Origin of the sequence: Streptomyces griseosporeus (assembly GCF_014656055.1) — a bacterium.
Taxonomy (GTDB): domain Bacteria; phylum Actinomycetota; class Actinomycetes; order Streptomycetales; family Streptomycetaceae; genus Streptomyces; species Streptomyces griseosporeus.
Window position 1 is genome coordinate 1 of record NZ_BNBR01000002.1, and the last position, 24247, is coordinate 24247.

At 70.1% G+C, this 24247-nt stretch carries 24 protein-coding genes and 3 pseudogenes; 9 read left to right on the forward strand and 18 right to left on the reverse strand.

What is annotated here, in order from left to right:
* Positions 1–94: 94 nt before the first annotated feature.
* On the reverse strand, positions 95–1501 hold the full coding sequence (locus IE308_RS09055; protein ID WP_190217423.1) for an NAD(P)-binding domain-containing protein: 1407 nt from the start codon (positions 1499–1501) through the stop codon (positions 95–97).
* A gap of 198 nt (positions 1502–1699) precedes the next feature.
* On the opposite strand from IE308_RS09055, the gene IE308_RS37320 reads away from it, so the two are divergent.
* The 3 genes from IE308_RS37320 (at position 1700) to IE308_RS09065 (ending at position 3085) form a co-directional block, all read left to right on the forward strand.
* Positions 1700–2242, forward strand: a complete 543-nt coding sequence (locus IE308_RS37320) for an NAD(P)-binding domain-containing protein (RefSeq protein WP_308440090.1) — start codon at positions 1700–1702, stop codon at positions 2240–2242.
* Positions 2243–2437: 195 nt separating this feature from the next.
* Positions 2438–2668: a hypothetical protein gene (locus IE308_RS37325; protein ID WP_308440091.1), complete on the forward strand. Its 231-nt coding sequence runs from the start codon at positions 2438–2440 to the stop codon at positions 2666–2668.
* Between the two features lie 39 nt (positions 2669–2707).
* A complete protein-coding gene (locus IE308_RS09065) occupies positions 2708–3085 on the forward strand; it encodes an ArsR/SmtB family transcription factor (protein ID WP_190217424.1) in 378 nt (125 codons plus the stop codon).
* 95 nt (positions 3086–3180) lie between these two features.
* On the opposite strand, the gene IE308_RS09070 is transcribed toward IE308_RS09065, so the two are convergent.
* Both IE308_RS09070 and IE308_RS09075 read right to left on the reverse strand, forming a co-directional pair.
* A complete protein-coding gene (locus tag IE308_RS09070) occupies positions 3181–3951 on the reverse strand; it encodes an aquaporin (RefSeq protein ID WP_190217425.1) in 771 nt (256 codons plus the stop codon).
* Positions 3952–3988: 37 nt separating this feature from the next.
* Positions 3989–4297: an ArsR/SmtB family transcription factor gene (locus IE308_RS09075; RefSeq protein ID WP_190217426.1), complete on the reverse strand. Its 309-nt coding sequence runs from the start codon at positions 4295–4297 to the stop codon at positions 3989–3991.
* A 104-nt stretch (positions 4298–4401) separates the two neighbouring features.
* Here IE308_RS09075 and IE308_RS09080 point away from each other — a divergent pair, with 104 nt between their 5' ends.
* The gene (locus tag IE308_RS09080; RefSeq protein ID WP_190217427.1) at positions 4402–4815 is read left to right on the forward strand and encodes an arsenate reductase ArsC; all 414 of its coding nucleotides are present in this window, start codon (positions 4402–4404) and stop codon (positions 4813–4815) included.
* 339 nt (positions 4816–5154) lie between these two features.
* On the opposite strand, the gene IE308_RS09085 is transcribed toward IE308_RS09080, so the two are convergent.
* Complete coding sequence (locus IE308_RS09085) at positions 5155–5382, reverse strand: hypothetical protein (protein WP_190217428.1); 228 nt, start codon at positions 5380–5382, stop codon at positions 5155–5157.
* A gap of 265 nt (positions 5383–5647) precedes the next feature.
* A complete protein-coding gene (locus IE308_RS09090) occupies positions 5648–6100 on the reverse strand; it encodes a hypothetical protein (protein WP_190217429.1) in 453 nt (150 codons plus the stop codon).
* 26 nt (positions 6101–6126) lie between these two features.
* Here IE308_RS09090 and IE308_RS09095 point away from each other — a divergent pair, with 26 nt between their 5' ends.
* Positions 6127–6681, forward strand: coding sequence for a transposase (locus IE308_RS09095; protein ID WP_373314485.1), 555 nt, complete (start codon positions 6127–6129; stop codon positions 6679–6681).
* 116 nt (positions 6682–6797) lie between these two features.
* On the opposite strand, the gene IE308_RS09100 is transcribed toward IE308_RS09095, so the two are convergent.
* Positions 6798–7202, reverse strand: coding sequence for a winged helix-turn-helix transcriptional regulator (locus tag IE308_RS09100; protein ID WP_190217431.1), 405 nt, complete (start codon positions 7200–7202; stop codon positions 6798–6800).
* Positions 7203–7346: 144 nt separating this feature from the next.
* Between IE308_RS09100 and IE308_RS09105 the strand changes: the two genes are divergently transcribed.
* The gene (locus tag IE308_RS09105) at positions 7347–8219 is read left to right on the forward strand and encodes an SDR family oxidoreductase (RefSeq protein WP_190217432.1); all 873 of its coding nucleotides are present in this window, start codon (positions 7347–7349) and stop codon (positions 8217–8219) included.
* Between the two features lie 28 nt (positions 8220–8247).
* Here IE308_RS09105 and IE308_RS37575 read toward each other — a convergent pair.
* From IE308_RS37575 to IE308_RS36820, 4 genes and pseudogenes are all read right to left on the reverse strand, one after another.
* A pseudogene (locus tag IE308_RS37575) lies at positions 8248–9271 on the reverse strand (IS630 family transposase).
* 387 nt (positions 9272–9658) lie between these two features.
* The gene (locus tag IE308_RS09120) at positions 9659–10066 is read right to left on the reverse strand and encodes a hypothetical protein (protein WP_190217433.1); all 408 of its coding nucleotides are present in this window, start codon (positions 10064–10066) and stop codon (positions 9659–9661) included.
* On the reverse strand, positions 10063–10788 hold the full coding sequence (locus IE308_RS09125) for a hypothetical protein (protein ID WP_190217434.1): 726 nt from the start codon (positions 10786–10788) through the stop codon (positions 10063–10065). Before IE308_RS09125 ends, IE308_RS09120 begins: the two co-directional genes overlap by 4 nt.
* A gap of 58 nt (positions 10789–10846) precedes the next feature.
* A pseudogene (locus IE308_RS36820) lies at positions 10847–11071 on the reverse strand (DinB/UmuC family translesion DNA polymerase); the annotation flags it as partial.
* A 283-nt stretch (positions 11072–11354) separates the two neighbouring features.
* On the opposite strand from IE308_RS36820, the gene IE308_RS09130 reads away from it, so the two are divergent.
* Together IE308_RS09130 and IE308_RS36825 are read left to right on the forward strand one after the other, a co-directional pair.
* Positions 11355–12458, forward strand: a complete 1104-nt coding sequence (locus tag IE308_RS09130) for a fibronectin type III domain-containing protein (protein WP_229908778.1) — start codon at positions 11355–11357, stop codon at positions 12456–12458.
* Positions 12422–13045 (forward strand): fibronectin type III domain-containing protein, encoded by a 624-nt coding sequence (locus IE308_RS36825; protein WP_229908779.1) that lies wholly within the window; start codon positions 12422–12424, stop codon positions 13043–13045. Before IE308_RS09130 ends, IE308_RS36825 begins: the two co-directional genes overlap by 37 nt.
* A 177-nt stretch (positions 13046–13222) precedes the next feature.
* Here the strand turns inward: IE308_RS36825 and IE308_RS09135 are convergent, their stop codons facing one another.
* From IE308_RS09135 to IE308_RS09145, 4 genes are all read right to left on the reverse strand, one after another.
* Complete coding sequence (locus IE308_RS09135) at positions 13223–13636, reverse strand: hypothetical protein (protein ID WP_190217435.1); 414 nt, start codon at positions 13634–13636, stop codon at positions 13223–13225.
* A gap of 250 nt (positions 13637–13886) precedes the next feature.
* The gene (locus IE308_RS37330; RefSeq protein ID WP_308440104.1) at positions 13887–14774 is read right to left on the reverse strand and encodes an NUDIX domain-containing protein; all 888 of its coding nucleotides are present in this window, start codon (positions 14772–14774) and stop codon (positions 13887–13889) included.
* On the reverse strand, positions 14771–15376 hold the full coding sequence (locus tag IE308_RS37335; RefSeq protein ID WP_308440092.1) for an NUDIX hydrolase: 606 nt from the start codon (positions 15374–15376) through the stop codon (positions 14771–14773). The genes IE308_RS37330 and IE308_RS37335 overlap by 4 nt, the downstream gene beginning before the upstream one ends.
* 95 nt (positions 15377–15471) lie before the next feature.
* Positions 15472–17334 carry an ABC transporter ATP-binding protein gene (locus IE308_RS09145; RefSeq protein ID WP_190218246.1) on the reverse strand — a complete coding sequence of 621 codons (1863 nt, stop codon included), beginning with the start codon at positions 17332–17334 and terminating at the stop codon, positions 15472–15474.
* Between the two features lie 1235 nt (positions 17335–18569).
* On the opposite strand from IE308_RS09145, the gene IE308_RS09150 reads away from it, so the two are divergent.
* Positions 18570–18761: a hypothetical protein gene (locus tag IE308_RS09150; protein WP_190217436.1), complete on the forward strand. Its 192-nt coding sequence runs from the start codon at positions 18570–18572 to the stop codon at positions 18759–18761.
* 128 nt (positions 18762–18889) lie between these two features.
* Here IE308_RS09150 and IE308_RS09155 read toward each other — a convergent pair whose 3' ends face one another.
* From IE308_RS09155 to IE308_RS09170, 4 genes and pseudogenes are all read right to left on the reverse strand, one after another.
* On the reverse strand, positions 18890–19528 hold the full coding sequence (locus IE308_RS09155) for an NADPH-dependent F420 reductase (protein ID WP_190217437.1): 639 nt from the start codon (positions 19526–19528) through the stop codon (positions 18890–18892).
* A gap of 969 nt (positions 19529–20497) precedes the next feature.
* Positions 20498–20754: pseudogene (locus IE308_RS09160) on the reverse strand (hypothetical protein); the annotation flags it as partial.
* A gap of 77 nt (positions 20755–20831) precedes the next feature.
* The gene (locus tag IE308_RS09165; protein WP_190217438.1) at positions 20832–21359 is read right to left on the reverse strand and encodes a DinB family protein; all 528 of its coding nucleotides are present in this window, start codon (positions 21357–21359) and stop codon (positions 20832–20834) included.
* A gap of 1751 nt (positions 21360–23110) precedes the next feature.
* Positions 23111–24154 carry a PP2C family protein-serine/threonine phosphatase gene (locus IE308_RS09170; RefSeq protein ID WP_229908780.1) on the reverse strand — a complete coding sequence of 348 codons (1044 nt, stop codon included), beginning with the start codon at positions 24152–24154 and terminating at the stop codon, positions 23111–23113.
* Positions 24155–24247 lie beyond the last annotated feature (93 nt).

Sequence of the window (24247 nt, forward strand, 5' to 3'; positions counted from 1 at the left end):
GCTCGGCTAGCTCAGCACGGACCTGAGGCAGCACGGGGCCGCAACCGATTCCCCGATCCGGTCGCGGCCCCGCGGGCTGGGGTGGTCAGGTCAGTCACGAGCCGCAGCAGCCGCCCGCCGGAGCCTCCTCGGCGGCCGTGGCGCCGACGGCCACCGCGGCCTGGGCGCCGAGCTGGACGAGCTGGGGCGCCGGGGCGCAGCAGCCGCCGCTCTGGTCGGATTCGGGGGCGTCGAAGAGGCCGGCTCCGCCGCAGACTCCGGTCTCGGGCAGGGTGAGTTCGACGCGGTCGGCCGCGTCGAGGTCGCCGGCGATGGCGGCGGCGACGGAGCGAACCTGCTCGTAGCCGGTCATGGCGAGGAAGGTGGGGGCGCGGCCGTAGGACTTCATCCCGACGAGGTAGATGCCCTGTTCGGGGTGGGAGAGCTCGCGGTGGCCGTGCGGGTAGACGGTGCCGCAGGAGTGCTGGTTGGGGTCGATGAGCGGAGCCAGGGCGACGGGTGCCTGGAGGCGCTCGTCGAGGCCGAGGCGGAGTTCGTCGAGGAAGGACAGGTCTGGGCGGAAGCCGGTCAGGACGATCACTTCGTCGGCCGGGTCCAGGCGGCGGCCGTCCTCGCCGACGAGGATCAGGCGGCCGTCGTCCGCCCGCTCGATCACCTCGGTGCGGAAGCCGGTGACCGCGTCCGCGTGGCCCTCGTCGACGACGGCCTTCGCCGCCAGGCCCAGGGCGCCGCGGGCGGGGAGCTGGTCGGCTTCGCCGCCGCCGAAGGTGGAGCCGGAGATGCCGCGGCGCAGGATCCACACGGCCTTCGTGCCCGCGCCGTCGTCGGCCTTGGCGAGGTCGGCGAGGTAGGCGAGGGCGGTGAACGCGGAGGCGCCCGAGCCGATCACGGCGGTGCGCTTGCCCGCGTACCGGGCGCGGACGGCGGGGTCCTTGAGGTCGGGGACGCGGTAGGTGATCCGGTCCGCGGCGGCCTTCTCGCCGAGGGCGGGCAATCCGCTGCCGCCGGCCGGGGACGGTGTGGTCCAGGTGCCGGAGGCGTCGATGACGGCGCGGGCGAAGAGGCGCTCCTCACTGCCGTCGCTGTGGGCGACGTGCACGACGAACGGCTGCTGTTCGCGGTCGGCGTCCACGATCCGGTCCCGGCCGGTGCGGGAGACGCCGGTGACGGTGGCGCCGGTGCGGACGCGGTCGCCGAGGACGTCGGCGAGCGGCTGCAGGTACTGCTCGGCCCAGTCGCCGCCGGAGGGGTAGGTGGCCGGGTCGGGCCGCGTCCAGCCGGTGGGAGCGAGGAGCGTCTCGGCGGCGGGGTCGACGACCTCGCCCCAGGTGGAGAACAGGCGTACGTGCGACCACTCGCGCACCGCCGCTCCGGCGGCCGGTCCGGCTTCGAGGACCAGGGGCTCGATGCCCTGGTCGATGAGGTGGGCGGCGGCGGCCAGGCCGGCGGGGCCGGCTCCGATCACGACGACGGGCAGCTCGGTGGTGGCGGGCGCGTTCACGGCGACTCCTTGCGTGTTTCGACATCCGTCGATGGCTTGCGCGGCCCAGCATGACATCTGTATCGATGGGCGTCAACATAGACATTCATCGAAACCAGGGTGTTCGTTCGTGGAGCACATCGACGCCGCGGTGATCGGTGGCGGGCAGTCCGGCCTCGCCGCCGCCCACACCTTGCTGCGCGGGGTCTTCGGCCAGTGGTGCTGGAGGCGTCCGGGGCTGCGGCCGGGTCCTGGCCGCGGCACTACGACAGCCTCACCCTGTTCTCCCCGGCCCGGTACAGCTCCCTGCCCGGCATGTCGTTTTCCGGCTATCCGGACCGCTATCCGCACCGGGACGAGGTGGCCGCCTACCTGACGGCGTACGCCGCCGGCCTGGACGCGGACATCCGCACCGGCCGCCGGGTCACCGGCGTACGGCGCGGCAGCGCCGGCTTCGAGGTAGAGCTGGCCAACGGCAGCGCACTGGCGGCGCGGGCCGTGGTCGCCGCGTCCGGCACGTTCGGACACCCGCACCGCCCCGCCCTTGTGGGCTTGGACCGCTTCACCGGCACGGTGCTGCACGCCGCCGACTACCGCCGCCCGGCCCCGTTCACCGGCCAGCGGGGCGTGGTAGTGGGCGCGGGGAACTCCGCAGTGCAGATCGCCGCCGAACTCGCCAAAGAGGCCCGGGTCACGCTCGCCAGCCGCGCGCCGGTGAAGTTCGCCGGCCAGAAGATCGCCGGGCGCGACCTGCACTTCTGACTGCGGCACACCGGCCTGGACATCGCCCCGCTCGGCGGCCTGCTGCGCCGGCCGCCCACGCAGCTCGTCATCGACGACGGCCGCTACCGCATCGCCCTCGCCCAGGGCACCCCAGATAGGCGGCCGCTCTTCACCGGCATCGACGGCGCGAAGGTCTGCTGGGCGGACGGAACCCGGGAGGAAGCCGACGCGATCGTGCTCGCCACCGGCTACAAGCCCGACCTGCCATACCTTGCCGGCCTGGACGGCGGGCTCGACGCCACCGGGCAGCCGGTGCACCGCGGCGGCGCCTCGGCCACTGTGCCGGGCCTGGCCTTCGTCGGGCTGGAGTGGCAGCGCTCCCTGTCCTCCAACTCGCTGCGCGGAGTCGGCGGGGACGCTGCCCGCATCGCCCGCCGCAGCGCCGCCCACCTTCGAAGCCGGTGACCCTCGCCCGCCTGGTTCGACATGTGTCAACATAGACGCATGTCGAATGCGAAGGTACTGCCGCTACTCGAACCCGAGGCGTCCGGGGCCGTGACGCCGTGCTGCCCGCCGCTGACCGAGCGGCCGTTCACCGCGGACGAGGCCGAGACGGCCGCGCGGATGTTCAAGGCACTGGGCGACCCGGTCCGTCTGCGGCTGTTCTCGGCCGTGGCCTCGCACGAGGGCGGCGAGGCATGCGTGTGCGACATCTCCGACGTCGGCGTCTCCCAGCCGACCGTCTCCCACCACCTGAAGAAGCTCAAGGAAGCCGGGCTGCTCACCTCCGAGCGGCGCGGCACCTGGGTCTACTACCGGGTCGAGCCCTCCGTACTGGCCGCGATGGGCAAACTGCTGACCATGACGCCGACCGCAGCCTGAATCCAGCTGAAGCGAACGGGGGCGCAGTCGTCTCCGGCGTGGCGGCTCCGCCGAGCGAGCGGCCGTTGCGAGGACGCACTCCCGGGCAGACTGGATCAGCCCTCCACTTTCCGACCGGGCGCGAAGATGAGTGCCACCAGCGCCAGGCCGACCGCGCCGCCGATCAGCTGCATGGAGATGAAGCCCGCCAGGGACCCGGGGGCGATACCCGCGAAGGTGTCGCTGAAGGTACGGCCGATGGTCACCGCCGGATTCGCGAAGGACGTCGACGAGGTGAACCAGTAGGCGGCGCCGATGTAGGAGGCGACGGCCACCGGGGCGAAGCGCAGCTGGTCGGTGCGGGCCAGCCCGAAGATCAGCATGACCAGGCCCGCCGTGGCGACGACCTCGCCGAGCAGCAGGTGCCCGGCCGAGCGGTCGTGCGCGGACCACTCCACGAGCGGCCTGCCGAAAATCCCGTCCGCCAGGATCGCCCCCGCGATCGCACCTACGGTCTGGACGGGGATGTAGACGGCCGCCTCGCGGATCGTCACCCCGGTGCCGCCGCGCCGGCCCGTCCACCACTCGGCCAGCGTGACAACGGGGTTGAAGTGCGCGCCGGAGACGGGGCCGAGCAGGAGGATCAGCACGCCGAGGCCGAAGACGGTGGCCAGGGAGTTGGCCAGCAGCTGCACCCCGACGTCCTTGGTCAGTTCGGTGGCCTGGATACCGGAGCCGACGACAACGGCGACGAGGGCCGCGGTGCCGACGAGTTCGGCTGCGGCCCGCGCGGCCAGCGGCCGGCGGGGCGGGGTCGCGCCCGGAGCTGGCTGCGGGGCGGCGTCGGGTATCGCCGATTCCGCGGCGGACTCGTGCGTGACGGTCAACAGGACTCCTCGGTGCGGTCGCCGGGGCGGCGACAGGTTAGGGGCAGGGCCGCTTGTTGTCGGCGGCGCTGCGGGCCGACTCGGCCAGCTCGGCGAACTGTCCGGCAAGCGATGCGATGACGTCCGCGCGCAGCTTGTAGTAGGTGAACCGGCCGCACGGCTCCGTCTCCACGATCCCGGCTTCGCGCAGCACTCTCAGATGGTTGGAGAGGTTGGTCTGCCTGGCACCGGTCTCCTCCACGAGGTGGGTGGTGCACAGCGTCTCTTCGGCGAGGAGGGTCACGATCTGCAGCCTGAGTGGGTCGGCCAGGACCCGGATCAGATCAGTGTCGGCTGACGTCAGCATGCACTGATATTGTCACATCAGCGGTGACTGATGTCACCGGGCGCTGACGCATTGGCGCCTTTCCCTCCGCCGCCGTGCAGGCGCGAGACCAAGAGAGACCTTCGATGTCCGACAAGCCCTCCGCGCTCTTCGTCTGTGTCCACAACGCGGGCCGATCCCAGATGGCCGCCGCCTGGCTGACCCACCTGGCCGGGGACCGTGTCGAGGTCCGCTCCGCCGGCTCCAACCCGGACCAGCAGCTCAACCCGGCCGCCGTCGAGGCCATGGCCGAGGTCGGCATCGACATCTCCGCCGAGGTCCCGAAGATGCTCACCGTGGACGCCGTCAAGGAGTCCGACGTCTGCATCACGATGGGCTGCGGCGACACGTGCCCTGTCTTCCCCGGCAAGCGGTACCTCGACTGGCAGCTGGAGGACCCGGCCGGCCAGGGCGTCGAGGCCGTCCGCCCGATCCGCGACGAGATCAAGATGCTCGTCGAGGGCCTGATCAAGGAGATCGCGCCGGAACCCCAGGCATAAGCACGACGACCACCACGGCCGGGGACATCCGCAGCGCCATCATCGGAGCCAAGCCCAACACCGCCTGGAACGCGAACCGCCGACTAGCTCATGTGACAGCGACATCGGCATGGGCACCCACCCCGACCCTCGCCCCACCTCCGCTCACACCGTCGCCCGATTCAGCGATGGCGCCACACCTGTTGCGCTCGATATCGTCAGCCGCACCGGCGCTGAACTGCACTGAGTCCTGAACCCTGCCTCGCGCCACGCTTCCTGCCCCAGAGAACCCGCTGTGCCAGTGATGCATGACCGCAGCGAAGGAGCGGTGGGGCACCGCCATGCGGTTCGTCAGCGGGGCTAGGCGCTCCGGGGGCGGCGGCTGGTCGTCTTCTTCGCTGCCGTCTTCTTGGCCGGGACCTTCCTGGCGGTCTTCTTCTTCGGCAGCTCGTGCCCCCCGGCCGGCTCCCCGCGGACTTCCCGCACCTTGGCCACCGACTCGTTCAGGGCGGCCATCAGGAACGCCGCGAGACAGAGCAGCAGCACAGCCTCGCTGCCAGGCCGCGCGGCCGGGACTGGCTGATCCAAGCGGCCTCAACCACAAGAACGTCGACTGGGTACACACCGACACCCCGTGAACCCGGGGATGGCTACGTCGGCATGGGCCCGATCTTTGGCTGCGGCGGGATCCCGCCGTGGGGAAGTCCGTTCAGCGCTGGCCCATGATCCGGGTTCAGCTACACCGTCAACGGCGGGAGTGGGCCGCCCGCGGTCTGCCGCGGGGGCCGCCCCCGGCTGGAGCGGCCCCCCTCGTGCGCAGACGGCTGAGGCCGTCGGCGTTACATGAGTGCGGTTACGAGGAGACGCGGGGCAGGTTGTAGTCGCAGACCTTCTGCGACCCCTTCACCAGACACACCGAGATGTCCAGCCGGGTGTCCTCCGTGAGGTCCCCGGTCACCCACTTGGTGGTGTACGGAGAGGCGTGCCCGGCCGTGGAAGCCGAGCGGTATATCCAGGGGTCCGTGACCGTCCCCATGACGCCCCAGCCGTCCGCCCCGCCGTCGTACGCCTGCAGCGCGTCCCCGGGCTTGTCGCCCAGCGGGTCCGCGTTCCAGGTCACCGCGCCGGCGTACTTGCCGTCGGCGTACAGGGAGACGACCACCGACTTGCCGTCCTGGTAAAAGATCGTGTCCGTGGTGAGCCGGGGCGCCGCCGCGGCACTGCCCGCACCGACACCGATCGAGAGACCGACGGCCACGGCTGTCGCCGCCAGCACCGTGCTCACTCGGCTGCGTGCTTGGAACATGAAGTTGCCTTCCCCCTATGTAAGTTATGGTCGGCGTGATCCTAACCCCAGGTGATCAAGACGTGGTCCCCCTTTTCGCGCGGGCGCCGTGCGGGCGTGCTGGCGACGGCTCGGTCCGGTTGGCTACGTGTGTGACAGAAGAAAGGGGCGAACACCGGGGCAAGCCGGGAGCCAGGATGCACCTCCTGTCGGACGCGGATGGACTGCTCCTCCTCGTCGGCGTCTCCACCGCCAAAGTCCACGACAGCGAAGCGTGGAAGCCGATGGTGGCTGGCCGTAAACGAGACACGGCCCTCACTTCAAACCCTGACGTCTGCACGCCGACCGGGCCCGATGACGTCCCTCAGCCTCGTAAATCGTTATGCGGCAAGCGCATCGGAGTGCGCATCGCCCGCCAGGACGTCGAGTACAGCGACAGCCTGGGCCGCCGCCGACGGGTCATCGAACACACCATCTCCTGGCTGCCCGGGTACCGACATCTGAGCCCCCGCTACGAGCGGCGATCCCCGGAACCACCTGGCCCTTCTCGGCTTCGGCGCTGCCATCCGCTCTCCAAACGGCTCGTCGGCCTCACCACATAGGGCACGGTCTTACTGAGGTTGAACTCGTGATGTCGCCGGGTGGCTTGGGTGGGTCTGATCGTCAGGCTGGTCCCGGCATGGCGGCCGTCTATGATCAGACCGCTGGCCGCCGCTGTTTACCTGGTGCGCTCAGTGCGGTCGTCGTACTCTTCGCGGGCGGTGATGACTTCTTCGATGTGCAGAACGGACCACTCCGTGAGCGCCTTCAGCGGTTCCCGTAGCGTCTGGCCGAGCGCGGTCAGCTCATACTCCACGTGCGGCGGCACCTCTGGGTAGACGGTCCGGCTGACCAGCCCGTCGCGTTCGAGGGTGCGCAGCGTCTGGGTGAGCATCTTCTCGCTCACGCCCGCCAGCGCCTGCCGGAGCTGGCCGAACCGGGAGGTCCCGTTCCGGCCGAGTTCGCCGAGCACGAGAACCGCCCACTTACTGCCGATGTGGTCGAGCAGGTCCCGCGACGGGCAGCCGCGCTCGTACGGATCGAATGACGGCATGGGCCCGGTCACCTTCTCGACAGCAGCCATACGGCTCACCCCAATGCTTTCGCTTCGGTAAGTACCGTACCAAGAAGTGGCTACTCCCCAACAGAGAGTGTCCAGGTCATTCTGTGTTCCATCCCGCTGCGGACGGACCGCGGCAGGCGTGCAAGGCACGCGCGGAAGGAAGGAATGACCATCATGCCGATCGTCGTCACCGGAGCCACCGGCCAGCTGGGCAGGCTCCCCGTCGAGGCACTGCTGCGGCGCGGGATCCCGGCCGCGGACATCATCGCGACCGGCCGGGACATCGCCGGGATCAAGGATTTGGCCGACCGAGGCATCACGGTACGCCGCGCCGACTTCGCGGACACCGACGGCCTGGCCGAGGCATTCGCGGGGGCGGAAAGGCTGCTGCTGATCTCGGCCTCGGTCCCCGTGGGCGAGCGGGTCGCCAACCACCGCCGCGTGATCGACGCCGCGGCGTCCGCAGGCGTGTCGCTAGTGGCGTACACGAGCACGACGCACGCGGACACGGCCACCACCGTCATCGGTGCCACGCACGGCGAGACCGAGGCGTATCTGCGGGACCGCGGAATCCCCAGCGTGCTGCTGCGCAACGGCTGGTACCTGGAGAATTACACCAGCCAACTGCCGCAGATCCTGCACAACGGCGCGGTCGTCGGCGCCGCAGGCGAGGGGCGGATCAGCGCCGCGTCCCGCGCCGACTACGCCGAGGCCGCAGCGGCCGTCCTCACCGCTGAAGGCCACACCGGCGCCGTGTACGAGCTCGGCGGCGACGAATCCTTCACCCTGACTGAGCTCGCCGCCGCGATCTCCGCTGCGGCCGGAAAGCAGGTTACCTACGCTGACCTCCCGGTGGCCGACTTCGCCCAGGTACTGGCCTCCGCGGGCCTACCCGCCGAGCTGGCGGAGGTCCTCGCTGACGCTGACCGCGGTATGAACCGCGGCGAGATGTACACCGACTCCGGCGACTTGCGCCGCCTGATCGGCCGCCCGCCCGTGACCCTGGCCGAGTCACTCGCGGCCGCCCTGCATGACTGAGGTTGAACTCGAGACGTGGCCTGGTTGCTCAGGTGGTTCTGATCGTCAGGCCGGTCTCGGCGAGGCAGCCGTCTATGAGTTCGCTGCGGTACTGGATGTGCCGTAGGCCGCGCCGGATGCGCTGGACGAGGTGTTCTGGGGTACTGAAGGCGACGTTGGAGAGCCAGCCGCGTCGCAGGAGGGACCAGATCCCCTCGACTGGGTTGAGGTCGGGTGCGTAGGGCGGCAGATAGTAGATGGTCAGCCAGTCCCGGGCCTCGGCGAACTTTTGCAGGTGGGCGGTTGTCCCAGACGAGAACGATCGGACCGCCGAGCTGCTGGTGTGCTGCGATCAACAGGTCCCGGTAGTCGCGCCAGGAGAAGCTCTTGCGCCCATCGCGACGGCCGTCGTCATGGCGGGCCGGTAGATGAGCCTGGAGCGGTGACGGGGTTTGTAGCAGGTCAGCGCGGCGATGGAGATCCGTCTGCGGGAGCGGCCGCGGACCCGCACCACCGGGGTCCGGCCGCGCTGTGACCAGGTCTTCGCGTGCGGCGGCGAATGGAGAATCCGGCTTCGTCCTCGAAGACAAGCCAGGCTCCACGGGCCGCCGCAAGTCTTCCGCGCAGGGCCACACCTCCTTGACCCACCCGGCCACCGCGTCGTTGTCCCGCTCCATGGCCCGTCGGGCCGAGACCTGCCAGGACCAGCCGTTACGCGCCAGCAGTTTCCGCACGCCCTGGATCGTGTAGGCCATGTGAAAGCGCCGACCGATCACCGTCTTGATCCGCGCCAGTGTCCAGCGCTGGTCCTCCCGGCCGTGCGCGGCTGGCCCCTTGGCCAGCTCCGCCTTCAGCTGCGCGAACTGCTCCTGGCTCAGCCTCGGCAGCGATGCCGGCTCCTGCGACCACAGGGCCCGCGGACCGCCCTCGTCCCACTTCTGCCGCCACCGTTGTACCGAGCGTACGTTGACGCGCAGGGCCTTGGCGGTGACCGAGCTCGCCTCCCCCTGGGCGAACCGCTCAGCCACCTTGAGCCGTAACTCCTCGCGAAGCTGCTGCCGTTTGGCAGTCAGCCCGCCTCCTTACGGATACCGCATGCCCCGGTGATACCGCACGAGCGACGAGCCATCAGACCCTACGACACCACGAGTTCAATCTCGGTAGCTCGCTCTACACGCCGAACTGCACACCGACGACACCCTCACCGCCCCGCCTTTCCACGCAGGTTCTCCCACCGCCGGCGAGTTCACGTGACAAGGGCGGCGGTGCACACCGCTGAGCAGGAGGGTTCCGACGTGCCCCCGGGGGATGTCATGACAGGCTCCCCGGGGCCCGATGGTGTCTGGTCATGCTGGACTGACGGCGCACCCGGTGGCGGAGCCGAGCGACACCGACGGAAACCCTTGACCCCGTCCACGACAGGGACGGGGCCAAGGGGCGGCACGTTTGTCACGCCGGATTCAGCAGGACTCGACCCACTTGTGGGACGCGACGTTGTCGTTGAGGGGCGCCCCCGCGCCATTGCCGTTGTAAGGGAAGTGGTCGAGTGTCATGTTCCGCAGCGAGTCGCCGTTCGGCAGGCAGAAGGACGCGCCTCCCCAGCCTATGCCCCAGTAGAGCAGCACGTCGTCGAGCGGACCGAGCCAGCCGTCGTTCCAGATCGACGACGCCTCGTTCCGGATTCCGCGGTCCCTCCAGTCGGTGCTGTTTCCTCCCCACGCCGCAGGCCGTGCGTAGGTGTAGTCGTTGAAGTTGATGTCCTGGTAGGCCTTGAGGTATCCGTCGTTGGCCTGGGCAGCCGCGGGCAGCACCGTCACGCCGACGGTGGCTGTGATCACGACAGCCGCCCACTTGCCGATGCGGATCATGGAGAACTCCTCTGGGTTCTTCCGTCTGCCGACTGAGGGATTTCACTTGTCGAGGAGGGATGCGGCCGGTGTTTCCGTGCCGGCCGGGCTGCTCCCTCGAGGATCACACGAGCCTGGGGAACCGCTTTTTTGCGCAGCGCTTCGGCCAGTGCCAGATCCTTGCCGTATGCCATGGACAGCTCCTGCTCGTACTTTTTGTCGAGCCGAGCCGCTGTCGCGGAGAATCCGCTGCTCCTCGCACATTCGGCCTCCGCCACCGCGGTCGCCTTCTCCTGGCGAAGGGATTCCTTGCCGCCGCCCCTGAAGCGGTTGGCCGTTTGCAGCGGTGACGAGTAGCGCAATCCGCGTTGGTTCATGCAAGCCGACCAGGCTTGCACTCCTTTGCCGAACTGCGGATCGTCCAGGACCCGTTGCGTGCGCAGCGTCGAAAGATAGCGCTCGACGGAGCTCGCTCTGTACCAGCCCTTCATGTCGCCGTACAGGATTCCCATGGCGGCGGTCCGGCATCCCTTGTCGCTCCGCGAGACGGTTGGCCCTCCGGGTAGATCGACGGACAATCCCGGGGGCTTCGGTCCGTTGAGCGCGGCCATGGCTTCCGCCCGGCGCCGGGCCGGCAACGAGAGCAGGTAGCTCTGGTTCGGGTCGGTCCTCCGAGCGGACTGCTGCTTCAGCCGCAGCCCGCTCCCGTAGCCGTGCACGGCCGCCCACTTCGGGTCGTCCACGACGTAGGGGAAGTCGCGGATCTGCGGAGCGGCCGCGCTGCAGGCCTGCAGCGTCCATCAGCTGGTAGGCCAGGGCGCGCAGGTCCTCCTCGTGCGCGGAGGGGGCGGCCAGGCGGCGGGTCTTCTCCCACCGGCCTCCCCCAGCTAAGGCGAGCTGAAGGGTCAGGGCGCGGGCGGCCTGGCCGCGGCGGCGCAGCAGCAGGCCGAGGTCAACGACGAGGGTGAGGAGGGCGCCGCGGACATCGGCGCCGTCCAGGACGTGCCGCTCGAAACGGCGCCGCACTGCGGCGGAGGCGGGCCGCCGCTGTCCGTCTCACCGAAGAGGAGCGGAAGAGGGTTCGTGACGACCTCCGGCGCCTCGAAGAGCTGAGGATCTGAGGCGGCTTTGCGAGTCCTGGTCACCGGCGCGGCGCCTCCTCCTGGTCCCCCTTGTGAGGGGTCGCCGTGACGGCACTCCGAGGCGGTGGTCCGGGGTGCGGCAGAGATCCGTACAACCAACGCCGTGCTTCGTGAGTCGTGATCATGACGGCCGCCACGGGGCCGTCCTGATGCGACCAGAGGACCGAATGTTCCCAGCCAGACGCACGGCCACCGCCGCGACGGTCGTGCTCGCCACCGCCGGCGGTCTGCTCACGACCGCCACCACTCCGGCATCCGCCGCGGGGTGTACCTCTCCGGCCTACACCCGGCAGTTCTTCGCGAACACCACCTTCTCGGGCACCCCCAAGTGCACCGACTGCGACAGCGCCGTCGCCGAGTCCTGGAGCGGCGCCCCCGCCACCGGCCTGCCCGCCGACAACTTCGGCGTCCGCTGGACGGTGACCCGGGACTTCGGCTCCGGCGGGCCCTTCTCCCTCGCCGTCAGGGGCCAGGACGGCATGCGCGTCTACCTCGACGGCAGCCGCAGGATCGACCTGTGGAAGAACACCTCCAGCACGGTCTGGCGCACCGTCAACCTCACCGTCCCACCCGGCAAGCACACCCTGCGCGTCGACTACGTCAACTGGACCGGCGCCGCCGCCGTCTCGTTCACGTACACCCCGCTGACCTCCGCCACCGCCGACCAGGTCAAACCGCTCGCCCCGGCCGGTCTCGCCGTGTCCTACGACAGGATCACGGGGCGCGCCCAGCTCACGTGGGCGCGGAACAAGGAGATGGACCTCTCCGGGTACCGCGTCTACCGGCGTGCACAGGGCGCGGCCTTCCCCGCCACCCCGCTGGCCTCCACCACGGGTACGTCGTACACGGACAGCACCCTGCCGGTGGCGGGTGCCGCATACGCCTACGAGGTCCGCGCCTACGACAAGGCCGGCAACACCTCATACGGCAGCTCCGACGTCACGGTCACCACCGTCGACCGGACGGCGCCCGCGGTGCCGGGCGGTCTGCAGGTGACCGACACCTCGGAGCACAACGGGCTGCGGCTCGGCTGGAACCCGGTCGCGCAGGCGGTGTCGTACCGGGTCTACCGGGCACCGGGCGCGGACGGCCCCTTCAGCCTGATCGGGAGCACCGGCGAGCCGTCGTTCCGGGACGGCACGGGCACGCCGGGTGTCACCTACGCCTACCGGGTGAGCGCCGTCGACGCCGCGGGCAACGCGTCCGCACCGTCCGTCGTGATCATGGACCGGCGTTGGGACGACCTCCGCCCTCCGCGGTCACCGGGCTGACGGTCACCCCGACCGGCTACGGCTTCCACCTCGCCTGGGACGCCAACCCGACGCCCGATCTGGCCCGGTACGCCGTCTACGCCGGTCGGGTGATCAGTGACGAGGACCTGAAGGCGTGCGAGGTGTACGCGGCGGAGTGGCTGTCCACCGACACCACCTCCTACGACTACGCCACCCTCCCTGACGGCGAGGAGCGCTGCTTCTTCATCGACGCCGTGGACGACGACTGGAACTCCCACTACGAGTGGACCCGTTCGCCGAACATCGTGACCGCGACAGAGCAGGACACCACCCCGAGCGTGCCGGCCCCCGAAGGCGCGCCGATCAGCTTGGATGCGACCGTCCCGCAGCGGGGGCTCGCACAGGTCGAGTTGAACTGGAACCACGTGGCCGACGCCACCGGCTACCAGGTCTACCGCTGGAACCCGCAGACGACGGCGTACGAGAAGCTGGCGCAGACCACGCAGACCACCTACGTGGACGCCGGCCTCACCGAGGGAACCACCCACTACTACAGGGTGACTGCCCTGTACGCGGACGGTTCCGAGTCCGCACCCGGAGCGGACGGAGCGGCTCTCGCCCCCTGAACACCCGAGGAGGGGCCCGCGATCAAGCCCCGGGCCCAGCACCGCCGAACGGGAAGATCTTCACGAACCGGGCGTCACGAAACTACGCCGAAGCCCTCGGTCCGTCCCCGCGGGGACGGCGGGGACCAGTACTCAGGAGCGCCCGGTCAGGCGTGATGGGCGTATGGCCGGAACCGGTCAGAACCGTATGTCGAAGGATGGCCTCTGGTTGTGGTAGTCGAGCATCGAACTGTTGAAGAGCCCTCCCATGTGGTGGTTCTTCGTGGCGGTGATCGTGAGCGTCGCCGGGCGAGGAGACACTCGTCGTCCAGGTGAGCGAAGACGGGCAAGCAGGGCGGGCAGCACGGGGATCTCCAGGGCGGTCACAGTAATGGGCACGGGCGTGCCGGTGACGTGCCCGGCGTGGCGGGCGAGGTGGGGAGCGAGGTCCGGGTGGCCGCCGCGCCCGGCGACCTGGAGGACCTGCGCGAGCGCGACCAGCTCCCCGACCCGTTCGGCGGGTGCGTCCGGGACAGAGATGGTCCGCGGCCAGCCACAAGCCCCGGTCCGCATCGGCCGGCGGGGCGCCAGCGGTCCGCCGGCAGATCCCACCGCGGCGGCTCCTCGTCCGGCGCGCTGCGCCGCACGTATGCCTGCGGCATCAGCACCTCGCGCGGCAGCGCCAGCAGGGCGTCGGGCACCGGCCCGTGCCGCAACTCGTGCCTGGCCTGCGGTTCGGCGACCGTCGCCGTGCGCGCGGCAGCAGGGTCCACCGCGACCGCAAGCGGGCCTGTACCAGCCGCTGCCGGTCCGGGTGCCCGGCCAAGTTGGGCCGGGGTTGCCGTGTTCGTGTCTGGGAGCGTCATCGCCTGTCCCACCCCCTTTGTGAGTACAGGCGACCGGCGAGCACGCCTTCGATCGCCTGGCGGGTGTAGGGCACGACGTCGGTGGGGAGGTCCTTCGGGTTCCAGAACCGCCACTCGACGCACCGGTCGGGCTCCCGGACAGCCGGGGTGCCGGACCAGGTGCCGGCCCGGAAGACCAGGCCGATCCTGGGGCGGGCTGACGGTGAGTCCACGTGGTGGACGATGTGCACGAGGTGGACGTCGTCCGGCTCGATGACCAGCCCGGCCTCCTCCTGCGCCTCCCTGACCAGGCAGGCGACGGCTTCCTCGCGTTCGCAGTGCCCGGCCAGGAAGTGCCACGTGTTGCCCGCGTACGCCGAGTCGCGGTGACGCAGGCCGAGAAGGATCCGGCCGTGGGCGTCCTCCAGGTAGAGGTGGACACCGACGATGTGGAGCTCAGTTCCCTCCGGTGCCTCCTCGCGCAGCAGCCGGGTCGCGGCTGGCGGGCTGCCGGCGGGCGGATGCTCGGCGGCGTGCCGGCGAATGAAGTCACCGAGACCGGGGCTGAGGTTAAGCCGCTCGAGCATGTCCGGGGTGAACCACCGCAGCAGCACGCCCTCGTGCAGGTCCACCGTCTCCGGGTCGCCACTCCAACGGCCCTGGAAGACCTGGATCGGCACCGAAAGGCCGTCGACGCTCGTCGCCTCCTCCAGTGCGTAAGGCGCCAGATGGGCCACCTCCAGCCCTGGTACTTCCTCGGCGAGTTCCCGCCGCACGGTCGCCTCCAGGCTGGCGTCGTTGCGTGTGCGGCCGCCGCCCAGGAGCGCGAACGTGCCAGGGGCCCAGATGCCTTCGCGCTGGTCGCGCAGGTGGAGGAGATATCTGCCGTGGCCGTCGTGGATCAGCGCGGAGGCGTTGCGTTGACGGGCTCCGGCCGCCCGCTCAGACCTTGGTCGCGGGCGTCCAGGAGCTTGGCGCGCAAGCTCCTGGAACGAACGTCGGCGAAGTCGAGCCAGCGGACGCCGGAGATCTCCTCGTCCTGCAAGGTGAGCTGGGGGTGCTGCTCGGGCACGAGGTAGAAGAGGAAGCGGAAGTCGAAGTGCTGGTGTGCGCCTTCACCCTTGGCGGCGTTGGCGCCGATGTCATGGACGTCGATGTCGATCGGATCCCCGAGGAACTGCGGGGTGAGGCAAAGGTGGCCCGGCCGGAGGCCGGTCTCCTCGCACACTTCGCGCAGCGCCGCGGCCAGGAGCGTCCGGTCCCCCTCGATGTGGCCACCTGGGCTGAGGAGCAGTCCTGTGCTCCGGTGGCCGATGTGCAGTACGCGCTGTTCACGGTCGATGACGGCCGCGCTGCACGTGACGTGGCCGGGGAGCGTGGCACGGTCGGCCGGGTCGTCGGCGCCGTCCAGGAGGGAGAGCAGACCAGCGAGGGAGTCCCGTTCGTGTGGATGCCGGGTCAGGTACGCCTCGGCGGTTTGGCGGATGTGGGAGCGCGTGAGCGGCACGTCATCACCTCGGAAGGGCAGGAGTAGGGCGGGCAGGTTGGCGGCGGTGGGGGTAGCCGCTGCTGCGGGGCGCGCGAAGGTGGCTCCGAGGCGGCTCACGCGGGGGTCTCGTGCTTGTCACTGTCCGGCTCGGACGTGATCTGGTAGGACAGCAACTGCTGGAAGAGTCCGCGTTGTTGGCAGAGCTGGGCGTAGGTGCCCTCCTGGACGATTTTGCCGTCGTCGAGGACGACGATGCGGTCGGCGATGGCCACGTTGGTGATGCGGTGGGTCACCAGCAGTACCGCCCGGTCCCGGGCAAGGGTCCGTAGCCGCTGGAAGATGCGGAATTCGGCGCGGGGGTCGAGGTTGGCCGTCGGCTCGTCGAGGACCAGCAGACCGGCTGGGCGGAAGAACGCCCTGGCCAGGGCGATGCGCTGCCACTGGCCGCCGCTGAGTTCCTCTCCGTTGAGCCACTCGCGGGCCAGGAGGGTGTCCAGGCCGGCTCCGAGCTTGGCGACGACCTCGTCGGCGTCGGCCGCCTCGCACGCCTCGCGGACTGCGGCGTCGCCGCGGGCGGTGGGCTGGCCCTGGGTGACGTTCTCGCGCACGGTCAGGGGCCAGTGCGCGTAGTCCTGCGGCACGAGGGCGACCTGTCGCCACAGGGCCTGCGGGTCGCAGTCGCCAGTGGGGACGCCGTCCCACAGCACCTGCCCGTCGGTGGGCAGGTAGAGGCCGCTGACCAGCTTCGACAGCGTCGACTTGCCCGAACCGTTGAAGCCGACCAGTGCGGTGACCTCGCCGCGGCGCAGGGTGAGGGAGACGCCGGACAGGGCGTCACGGTCTTTGCCGGCGTAGCGGTGGGTGACCCCTTTGACTTCGATCGTCTCCGGCGCCGGGGGGTGGTGCGGGCCGCGGCGCATGCGGAAGCCGCCGGCCTTGTCGAGGAAACGGGTCCAGTCGTCCATGTACAGGCCGGTCCGTACGGCGCGGGCGCCGACGGCCACCAGTCCGCGGACCGCCATACCGACGGTCTGCAGGGCGAAGACGGCCGTGCCGGCATGTCCGACGGTGATCCGGCCGGTCGCCAGCAGCCACACGACCGCCGCCCACACCACGGCTGACCCCAGCCCTCCGCACATCGCGCCGACCAGGGACATGCGGGCGCCCTGGTCGGCTGCGGCCCGGTCCTCGCGGTTGATGCGGGCGACGGTGCTGCGGTAGCGGCCGGAGAGGAAGTCAGCCATGGTGCCGGCGCGGATCTGGTCGGCGGCGTCCTTGGTGTAGATGTGCCAGCGCAGCACGGACAGCATCCGGTCGTCGCCGTTGCTGCGCAGGTTCGCCAGATATCGGGCGCGTGCGGCGCTGATCTGGGCGAGGGCCTGCGGGAGGCTGGCGGCGATGAGAAGGGGAAGAAGGACCCAGTGCACGCCGGCCAGGACGATCGCCCCGGCGAGGAAGGCGGCGGCTGAGGCGATCAGGTCCTGGCCCTCGTTGATCAGGTCGCCGGTGACCTGGGCGCCGCGGTCGGCGGCCTCGCGGTCGCGGTTGAAGTCGGGGTCGTCGTACGCGCACAGCTCGACTTCGGCGCAGCCGGTGAGCAGCATCTGCTCGGCCTCGCGAGACATCAGCGGGCCCAGCCGGGAGGAGAGCCAGTTGACGGTGATGCCGAGAAGCGCGCGCACACCCGCGGCCCCGGCGAGCAGGGCGACCGAGGGCCACGCCTGAAGGAGGCGGTGGTAGACGTCTCCGTCACGCAGCAGGGCGGTCAGGGTGCCGGCGATGGCGACCAGGCCTAAGGCCTGCATCACGCCGGTGACAAGCTGGCACAGCAGCAGGCCGACGGTCGCCCGCCGATCGACGCGCCAGGCAAGGGCCAGCGAGCGGCGCACCAACTGCGGCAGGCGGCGGGCCATGTCGCGCATCCGGATCGAGCGGCCGGCCGCCTCGCGGCTGCCGGTCAGGTCGACGTACCGCATCTGCGTCTCGGGCGCCGGCGCGGTGGCGGAGGCGGCGGGGGACTGCGCGGTGGTGGTGCGCGGTCCCGGAACGCTGTCGGCTGGTGCATCGGTGGGCTCACTCATGCCGTCCACCCCGCATCCGGGTGTGCTGACGTGCGCGTGCCGTCAACGCTGCGCGTGCGCGGGAGGGCCCGCCGTTCGATTCCAGGAGGCTGCTGCAAGAGGGCGAGGGTGGGGTGCATGGCGTCCTTCATCTGGGCGTCGGTGTGGCACTGATGCTCTAAAAACGCGGCTGATTCGGTCCCGTCACGGGCCCCATGGAGGGCATTCGGCGAACGCGAGTTCTCATGTCAGGGTCGGCCCGTGCGGGCTGCGGGGTGTCAGCGCCCAAACTCGTTCGATCAGGTCGGGTCACTCCTTCGGGGGATTGCGGACAGCACGCACCGGGCCGCGGTGGCGCGCGAAAGGGAGCGGCCTGGGACTGGTGAGCAGGACTGGACGGCCGGGAGAGGGCAAGGCGTCGAGGACGGTGAAGGCGACCGCCGGGAAGCGCCGGCCGTCGACGTGAAGGACAAGGCAGTAGGAGCCGGGAGAAGGGGCGGCGGGTCCCGTCGGGCCAGCGCATCGCATGCAGCACCAGGACGTCGTGGGCGCGTGCCGCGTCCGGTCCCGCGGCGAGACCGGCCCCTCCCGCGCGGTGAGATCACGGCGCACCGCGCGCAGGGAACGTCGACAGCGACGGGACCGGGTCCAGCAACGGCACTGCGATCGGCGGGGCCCTGCGGACGACGCTGCGGATTCAGCCGCGGTCGTCGGCGGCAAGCCCGGGTTCCTGCGTGAGCCGCGCGTTTCGGCTGGAGCTAGACGAGCGCCCGGTGCGGGGCGTCGTGGCAGTGCCCGGTGCCGTGGGCGCGTGCCAGGTCACGCACCGCCTGATGCAGGGCAGCTTCCAGTGTGGCGGGCGTGTTGAGGGCACCGTTCCATCAGGCGGCGAGTCGACGGCCGTGGCCGTGGAAGCCGCGCACAAGACCACGAACGGGGCGGCAGGCGGCCGAGCCATCATCGGCGCCATCACAGGCCCCCCGTGGCGCGCCCCCAGACGCTCATCTTGGGCCGCTACGACGACACCGGCCACCTGCGCCCGGCCGGCCGCAGCTCACCCCTACGCAAGGATGCCGCCCGCCAGCTCGCTCGTCCTGCAGCTCCGCCTCATTGATCAAGGCGATGGCCGCGTCCTCCACCAAGATGCGACTGTGGCCGTACGCGTCCAGGACCGGCTGATCGCCGCCGATTCGGAAGCGGCCGGTGCGCTCGCTGGGAACGATATCCTCCGCTGGGCTGAAGTAGGTCCACAGCCGATTCGAGGTCCGCGGGACGGCCACGGCGTCGCGGTGGCCGCGTACCGCTGCGGCGTATTCGCGGCGCAGCCCAAGCTGGTCGACTGACGGGGAAGCCGTCGGCGGCAAGTTGTCTGACGGCGGCGTCGATGTCCGGGGAGGTAGCCAAGCCGAGCCGCTCGTGCGGGCTTTCGGCTGACTGGGGAGGGTCTGGCGCACCCGCCCGTCCGGTTCAGTCAGGGGAGGATCTTGATGGCGCTCTGCCAGTTCAGCTCCAGGGGTTGCTGGACGGAGATGTGCAGGAAGCCCAACGCCTCGAGCTCCCGGGCGCGGCGCAGCGGACCGACGTCCAGGGGACGCATCGCGCCGGAGGAGATTAGCTCCGCGACCTTGGCTTTGGCAGCGGAGTCGTCGCCGGCGATCAGTACGTCGAGCGGGAAGCCGTGGCCATCACCGGTCGTGAGCAGGCCGGCGAACGTGGTGTTGAATGCCTTGACGACCTTCGCGTCCGTGCCGACGATGCGCTGGATCTGCTCGGCGGCCGACGTGTCGGCGGGCGTAACCCGCGAGTCCATGGTGACGAAGTCGACGGGATTGCAGATGTCCACCACGACCTGTTCGGACAGCGTGGCACGGGCGGATCCGGCGACCTCCAGCGTTGCGTTGTAGGGCAGGGCCAGCACCGTCATGTCGGCTGCCTGCGCTGCAGTGGCTGAGCCGGTTTCGCCGTCGGGGAAGAGCTGTTTGAGCTCGTCGGCCGCCGCTCTGCCGCGGTCGGCGTCAGGGTGGACGAGGCACACGCTGTGGCCGCCGGTGAGCGCGCGGGCGGCGATGGCTCGGCCCATGTTGCCGGGACCCACGATGTTGATCTTCAAGTTACTGCCTTCCGATCGGGCTGGGGTGAGCGGCAGTGCCCCGGGCTGTCCGTCCGGGCAGCGAGCAGAGGCCTGGTCATGGCCCTCGTGGCCCAGCCGGTCGCCGCCTGGCGCAGTTGCATGCCTATCCGGTGATGCGCCGCTTGTATGCGCCGAAGGCTCGCGTGTCACCCTTGCGTCCGAGCGTGTCGCGACGCGGCCCTCGGTGCCGCCCTATCCGCCCTGGCTTCGTCCGCGAGTTCTGACGTCGATGGTCGACGAGTGCGGGAGCACCGTCGTTGGCGGCAGGTCCATGTCCACGAGCGGACGCACCCAATGTCAGTGGCAGCCACCAGACTCTCGGCATGGAGACGATCCCCTCCCCGGCTGACGCCGGGGTCGATGCCGCGACGGAGGCGCTCACGCCACTCGGATGGCGGACCTACGAGAGCAGATCCAAGTCGGTGACCACGTCTTCGGGCTAGATCCCATCAGCAAGGAGATCCACTGGAAGGTGCGCAAGAGCAGCAGCTTGCGCAAGCGCTGCCGCAAGATGGTCACCCTGTTCAGGCCGAGGTCGACGACGAGGGTGAGGAGGGCGGCGCGGACATCGGCGCCGTCCAGGACGTGCCGCTCGAAGCGGTGCCGCACTGTCGCGGAAGCGGGAAGGGCGCGGGGGACGACGGGGCGGGGGGCGATGCCGCGGGCGCGGTCCGCTGGCTGTGCGGCCGGCGCGGCCGCCGAGCAGCCGCTGCACCGTCACAGGGGACACAGCGGCGAGCAGGCCGACCGCGTGGATGCCGTAGTCATGCAGCACCTGCGCCTGGCCGGGGCAGAAGGCCACGGCAATGCCGGTGAAGGCAAGGAAGTGCCAGCCTTGCCCTCGTGGCGGCGGTGCAGCCGACAAAAGCCGCCCAGCCAGCTCACGGTGCGCTCGACAGTCGACTGGTGTCGCCCGAGTCGAGTCGAAGACTCGACGCCCTCACGGGCGACACGTCGACGGATGGTCCGGTCAGCGCATCCAGGGCTGGATACCTGTTCGTAGCCCGAGCCGTGGACCAAAGCGAGCAGCACATGCTCGAACACAGTCCGGTCGGGGACACGGCGGTGACAGCCAAGCGGGTGGCCGCGGCGAATTCCCCCCGAGTAGGCAGGAGCGCCACGAACTGGTTCCAGAGGGGTTCGAGCAGGAAGATGGCAGCACGGCACGGCTGTCCCTCGCGATCACCGAGCGTAGAGGGCTCCATGGTCGCGTGGGCCCTTGGCCACTCGAAACCCCGCCGCCTACCGGGCACCTGCTGCCCGGTAGGCCTGGGAAAAAGGCTCAGTCGCCCGTCGTCCCGTCGGTCCGCTCCCGAAGGAAGTCGGCGTGGCCGTTGTGGCGGGCGTACTCCTGGATCATCAACACGTAGACCCAGCGCAGACTGAGGGAAACGCCACGAGAGGACACGAAGGTCTCGTCGAGGTCGTGTCCGGCCGCCGCCGCGTCGCACGCGATGACCTCGGCCCGGAACAGTCCGAAGTCTCTCTCCGCATCGGCTGCGTGCACTTCGTCGAGTCCCTCATTGCCATCCGACGGGCTGGTGAAGACATCGCCGATCTCCTCACCCGCAAAGCTCCGCCGGAACCACCATCGCTCCACCTCCGCCATGTGCCGGACCAAGCCCAGGAGGGTGAGGTCCGAGGGCTCCACGGTCGTCCGAGCCAATGCGGCCGGCTCAAGCCCGGCGCACTTGGCCAGCAACGTCTCGCGGTGCCAGTTCAGCCAACCTTCCAGCATCTGACGCTCAGTCACGGTACCCAGGTCGCCCAGCTGTACGGTGCGCTCGACTGGCGGTGCTGTCCAAACCATGGATACACCCTGCACTGCCCCCCAGGAAGGATCAAACACGCACTATGGCAGAGCGGCCGGGCTGTCCTTTGTGATTACTGAGCACCCCGCCCACTCTCAAGCCCCGCCGGCCCACCGCGCGGCCCCCGTACAAGCCGCCCTCGCCGCACTCGGCGTCACGACCGCCCTCATTACCGCCGCAGCAGCCATCACCGCCACCCGCTGACCACGCCCCCTCGACCAGCACACCATAAGGCCCAAAACCAGCGGGTTCCGTTCCCATGCATGCCTGCGCCTGCCCCGCGGCCTGGACGCGGGGCAGGGGGGTAAGGGGCCGAGGAGCACCGCCGCGTCCGGGGCATGAGGGTTGGCCGGGGCAGGCAGTGCACGGCCAGTGTGCGCGCAGCGGAGGTGGCCTCAGCCAGGCTGGTAGGGAAGGTTCAAGAGCTGCGCGGCGTAGCTGTCGGCGCCGGCCGCGGTGCCTGGGAGGGCGGCGGCCGCGAGAGAGTCGGCCGCGGCGGCCAGCTGCAGCAAGTCCAGGGCGGCGAGCATACGGGGGACGTCGGCAGTCCAGGCCACCGGAAGGAGCCCGCCGGGGTCTTGCCGGTGAACGGGAGCACGCGACGGCGATCCGCGATCACGCGTCGGGCCCACCAATGACGATGGACATGCACACCTAGCGGGTCGGCCGCAAAGCCTCCACCGCGGCGGCGGACGCCATTCGGCAAGCCCTGGCCGCTCTCGGCCTGCCCGAGAGTGTGTGGGGCAACGTGCGCCCGAGGGTGATCCACAGTGGCAAGCCGTACGTCCACCTGGGCATGGTGCGCGCGGACGTGGCCAAGCGGATGGCAGGGGCAATGCGGACTCCGGCCGAGGCCGTCGAGTAGGGCACGGGAATCCGGCCGTCCGACGGGTCAGCCTTCGACCGTGATCCTGAACTGATCTCGGAGGTGTGGCGGCGCCGATTCCACAATGCTCGTTTGGACCTGAGTCCTGACGTCCCCCGCCAGCCAGACTCCCAGCGTGACGGGAGTTGTCTTGAGCCCGTCGGGACGGAAGTGATGCCAGACACCCTTGGTGGTTGGCCGAGCGGGTTCGTGAAATTCCGAGAGCGACTGCAAAACCCGACTAGCGATGGACCAGTCGTCGTCGCTGTTCACGGTGATCCGTACGTCGGTGCAGCCGGCCACTGTCCGCTTTCTCCTCCATCGTGTCGCTGAGGCCCGAGCTTGCGGGGCATCTACAGGTGCGGATGCGGCTTGGAGCCCACCGTCCATTGCCGAGGTAGCCGCCTCCATGGGGTTCGGGTGCTTCCGGCGAGCGAAGTACATGACCGCGACTTCCCTGAAGTGATCCTCGCAGAGCATGCGCGATGTTCGGGCAGGCCGCTGTGCGCTTCCAGCGCACTGGGCGCATGGTTCACCCCGCTGGAACATAATCTCGGTCATGATCATTCTGCCCCGCTCTGCCATACAGACTGGCGAAATCACCAAAGGCCGCTGGCGAAACCACCGCCCCTCCATCCTGCGCTTCTGACAAGTCACTCGGCTACCCCCTGGGCCTGACTCCTGGAGGGGGTACGGGCGCTGGACACACTGAGCACACGAAACACTGAGCAAGCCTTGGATGCCCTTCCACGCGCAGAGCCCGGCGGCCGGGATCTGGTGCCGGCAGCGGCTCAAGCCGGGCCTGTCTGTCTTGCCGGCCGTCGGCCTCGCAGGAACGTGTCACCCGTCGCCCTCGTCCAGGCCGGTTCGCCGCTCCGGGCACGGCTACAGGCGGTACTCGCCGGCACAGGCGTCCGGGCGGTGTACGACAAGGGCGGCGACGTCGTCGTCGAGCTTTCCGCCGCTGTAGTGGAGCAGGGCTGCGTGTAGTCGGTCGAGCAGCTCGCGGGGCGGTGTCTGGCCCTGCTGCTGGGTCCAGTCCGGCAGTGGGAAGAACGTGCCGGTGCGGTCTCGGGCCTCCGTCACCCCGTCGGTGTAGAGGAGCAGCTGGTCGCCGGGGGTGAAGTCGAAGGTGTCGACGCGGTGGTGCTCGCCGGCGAGCGTCGTCAGGTTGAGCGGCGGCGAGGGGGTGGTGGCCTCCAGCAGCCGGGGCTTGCCCTGGTGGACGAGCAGCGGCGGAGGGTGTCCGCTGCTGAGGATTCTGACGTGGCCGCCGTCCTGGGGAATCTCGGCGATGAGGGCGGTGGCGAAGTGCTCCGGCCGGTCGGGGACGGAGAACGCGGCACTGTGACGAGTGATGGTGACCTCCAGGCGATGCATGATGCCGCTGAGATCCGGCTCGTCGTACGCGGCCTCCCTGAAGCAGCTGATCAGCGCGGAGGCCGCGCCGACCGCGGACAGGCCCTTGCCGCGCACGTCCCCGATGAGCAGCCGGATCCCGTACGGAGTGTCGACCGCTTCGTAGAAGTCGCCACCGATGCGGGCTTCCTCCTGGGCCGCCAGGTACAGGGCCTCGAGCTCGATGTCGTTCATGCGGCGCGGCAGGGGGCGCATCAGGACCTCCTGGGCGGCCTCGGCGACAAGCCGGACGTGGAACAGCGTCTCCTCGCGTTGCAGCCGGACGTGGCTGGCGTAGGCGGCCGCCAGGGTGACCGCGATGATGGCTGCCGCCGTGTAGGGCGTTCCCAGGTCGGTGTAGGCGAAGCTGAGACCGATCATGACCAGGAGGCAGAACAGTCCGAGCAGGAGCGTGGGAAGCACGGGCCACATCGCGGCGGCGAGGGCGGGAGCGGTGGGGAGGAGGCGGCTGAAGGCGATTTCCCGTGGGGTGGAGAACGCCAGAACGGCGATGAGGGCGGTGAGGATCACCGGTGACAGCGTGGCCGCTTCCCACCGGCCGCCGCGGAGAGGTTGCCGACGCCACGGCTGCCCGATCCTGATCACAAAGTGCATCATAACGAT

What these genes read in the sequence shown, in the direction of transcription:
- IE308_RS09100 (WP_190217431.1), bottom strand. Translation starts at nt 7,202, where the DNA reads ATGGCTGCTGTCGAGAAGGTGACCGGGCCCATGCCGTCATTCGATCCG.
- IE308_RS09130 (WP_229908778.1), top strand. Translation starts at nt 11,355, where the DNA reads ATGTTCCCAGCCAGACGCACGGCCACCGCCGCGACGGTCGTGCTCGCC.
- IE308_RS09080 (WP_190217427.1), top strand. Translation starts at nt 4,402, where the DNA reads ATGTCCGACAAGCCCTCCGCGCTCTTCGTCTGTGTCCACAACGCGGGC.
- IE308_RS09095 (WP_373314485.1), top strand. Translation starts at nt 6,127, where the DNA reads ATGGTCGGCGTGATCCTAACCCCAGGTGATCAAGACGTGGTCCCCCTT.
- IE308_RS09145 (WP_190218246.1), bottom strand. Translation starts at nt 17,334, where the DNA reads ATGCGGTACGTCGACCTGACCGGCAGCCGCGAGGCGGCCGGCCGCTCG.
- IE308_RS09065 (WP_190217424.1), top strand. Translation starts at nt 2,708, where the DNA reads ATGTCGAATGCGAAGGTACTGCCGCTACTCGAACCCGAGGCGTCCGGG.
- IE308_RS09165 (WP_190217438.1), bottom strand. Translation starts at nt 21,359, where the DNA reads ATGGTTTGGACAGCACCGCCAGTCGAGCGCACCGTACAGCTGGGCGAC.
- IE308_RS09120 (WP_190217433.1), bottom strand. Translation starts at nt 10,066, where the DNA reads ATGATCCGCATCGGCAAGTGGGCGGCTGTCGTGATCACAGCCACCGTC.
- IE308_RS09090 (WP_190217429.1), bottom strand. Translation starts at nt 6,100, where the DNA reads ATGTTCCAAGCACGCAGCCGAGTGAGCACGGTGCTGGCGGCGACAGCC.
- IE308_RS09075 (WP_190217426.1), bottom strand. Translation starts at nt 4,297, where the DNA reads ATGCTGACGTCAGCCGACACTGATCTGATCCGGGTCCTGGCCGACCCA.
- IE308_RS09105 (WP_190217432.1), top strand. Translation starts at nt 7,347, where the DNA reads ATGACCATCATGCCGATCGTCGTCACCGGAGCCACCGGCCAGCTGGGC.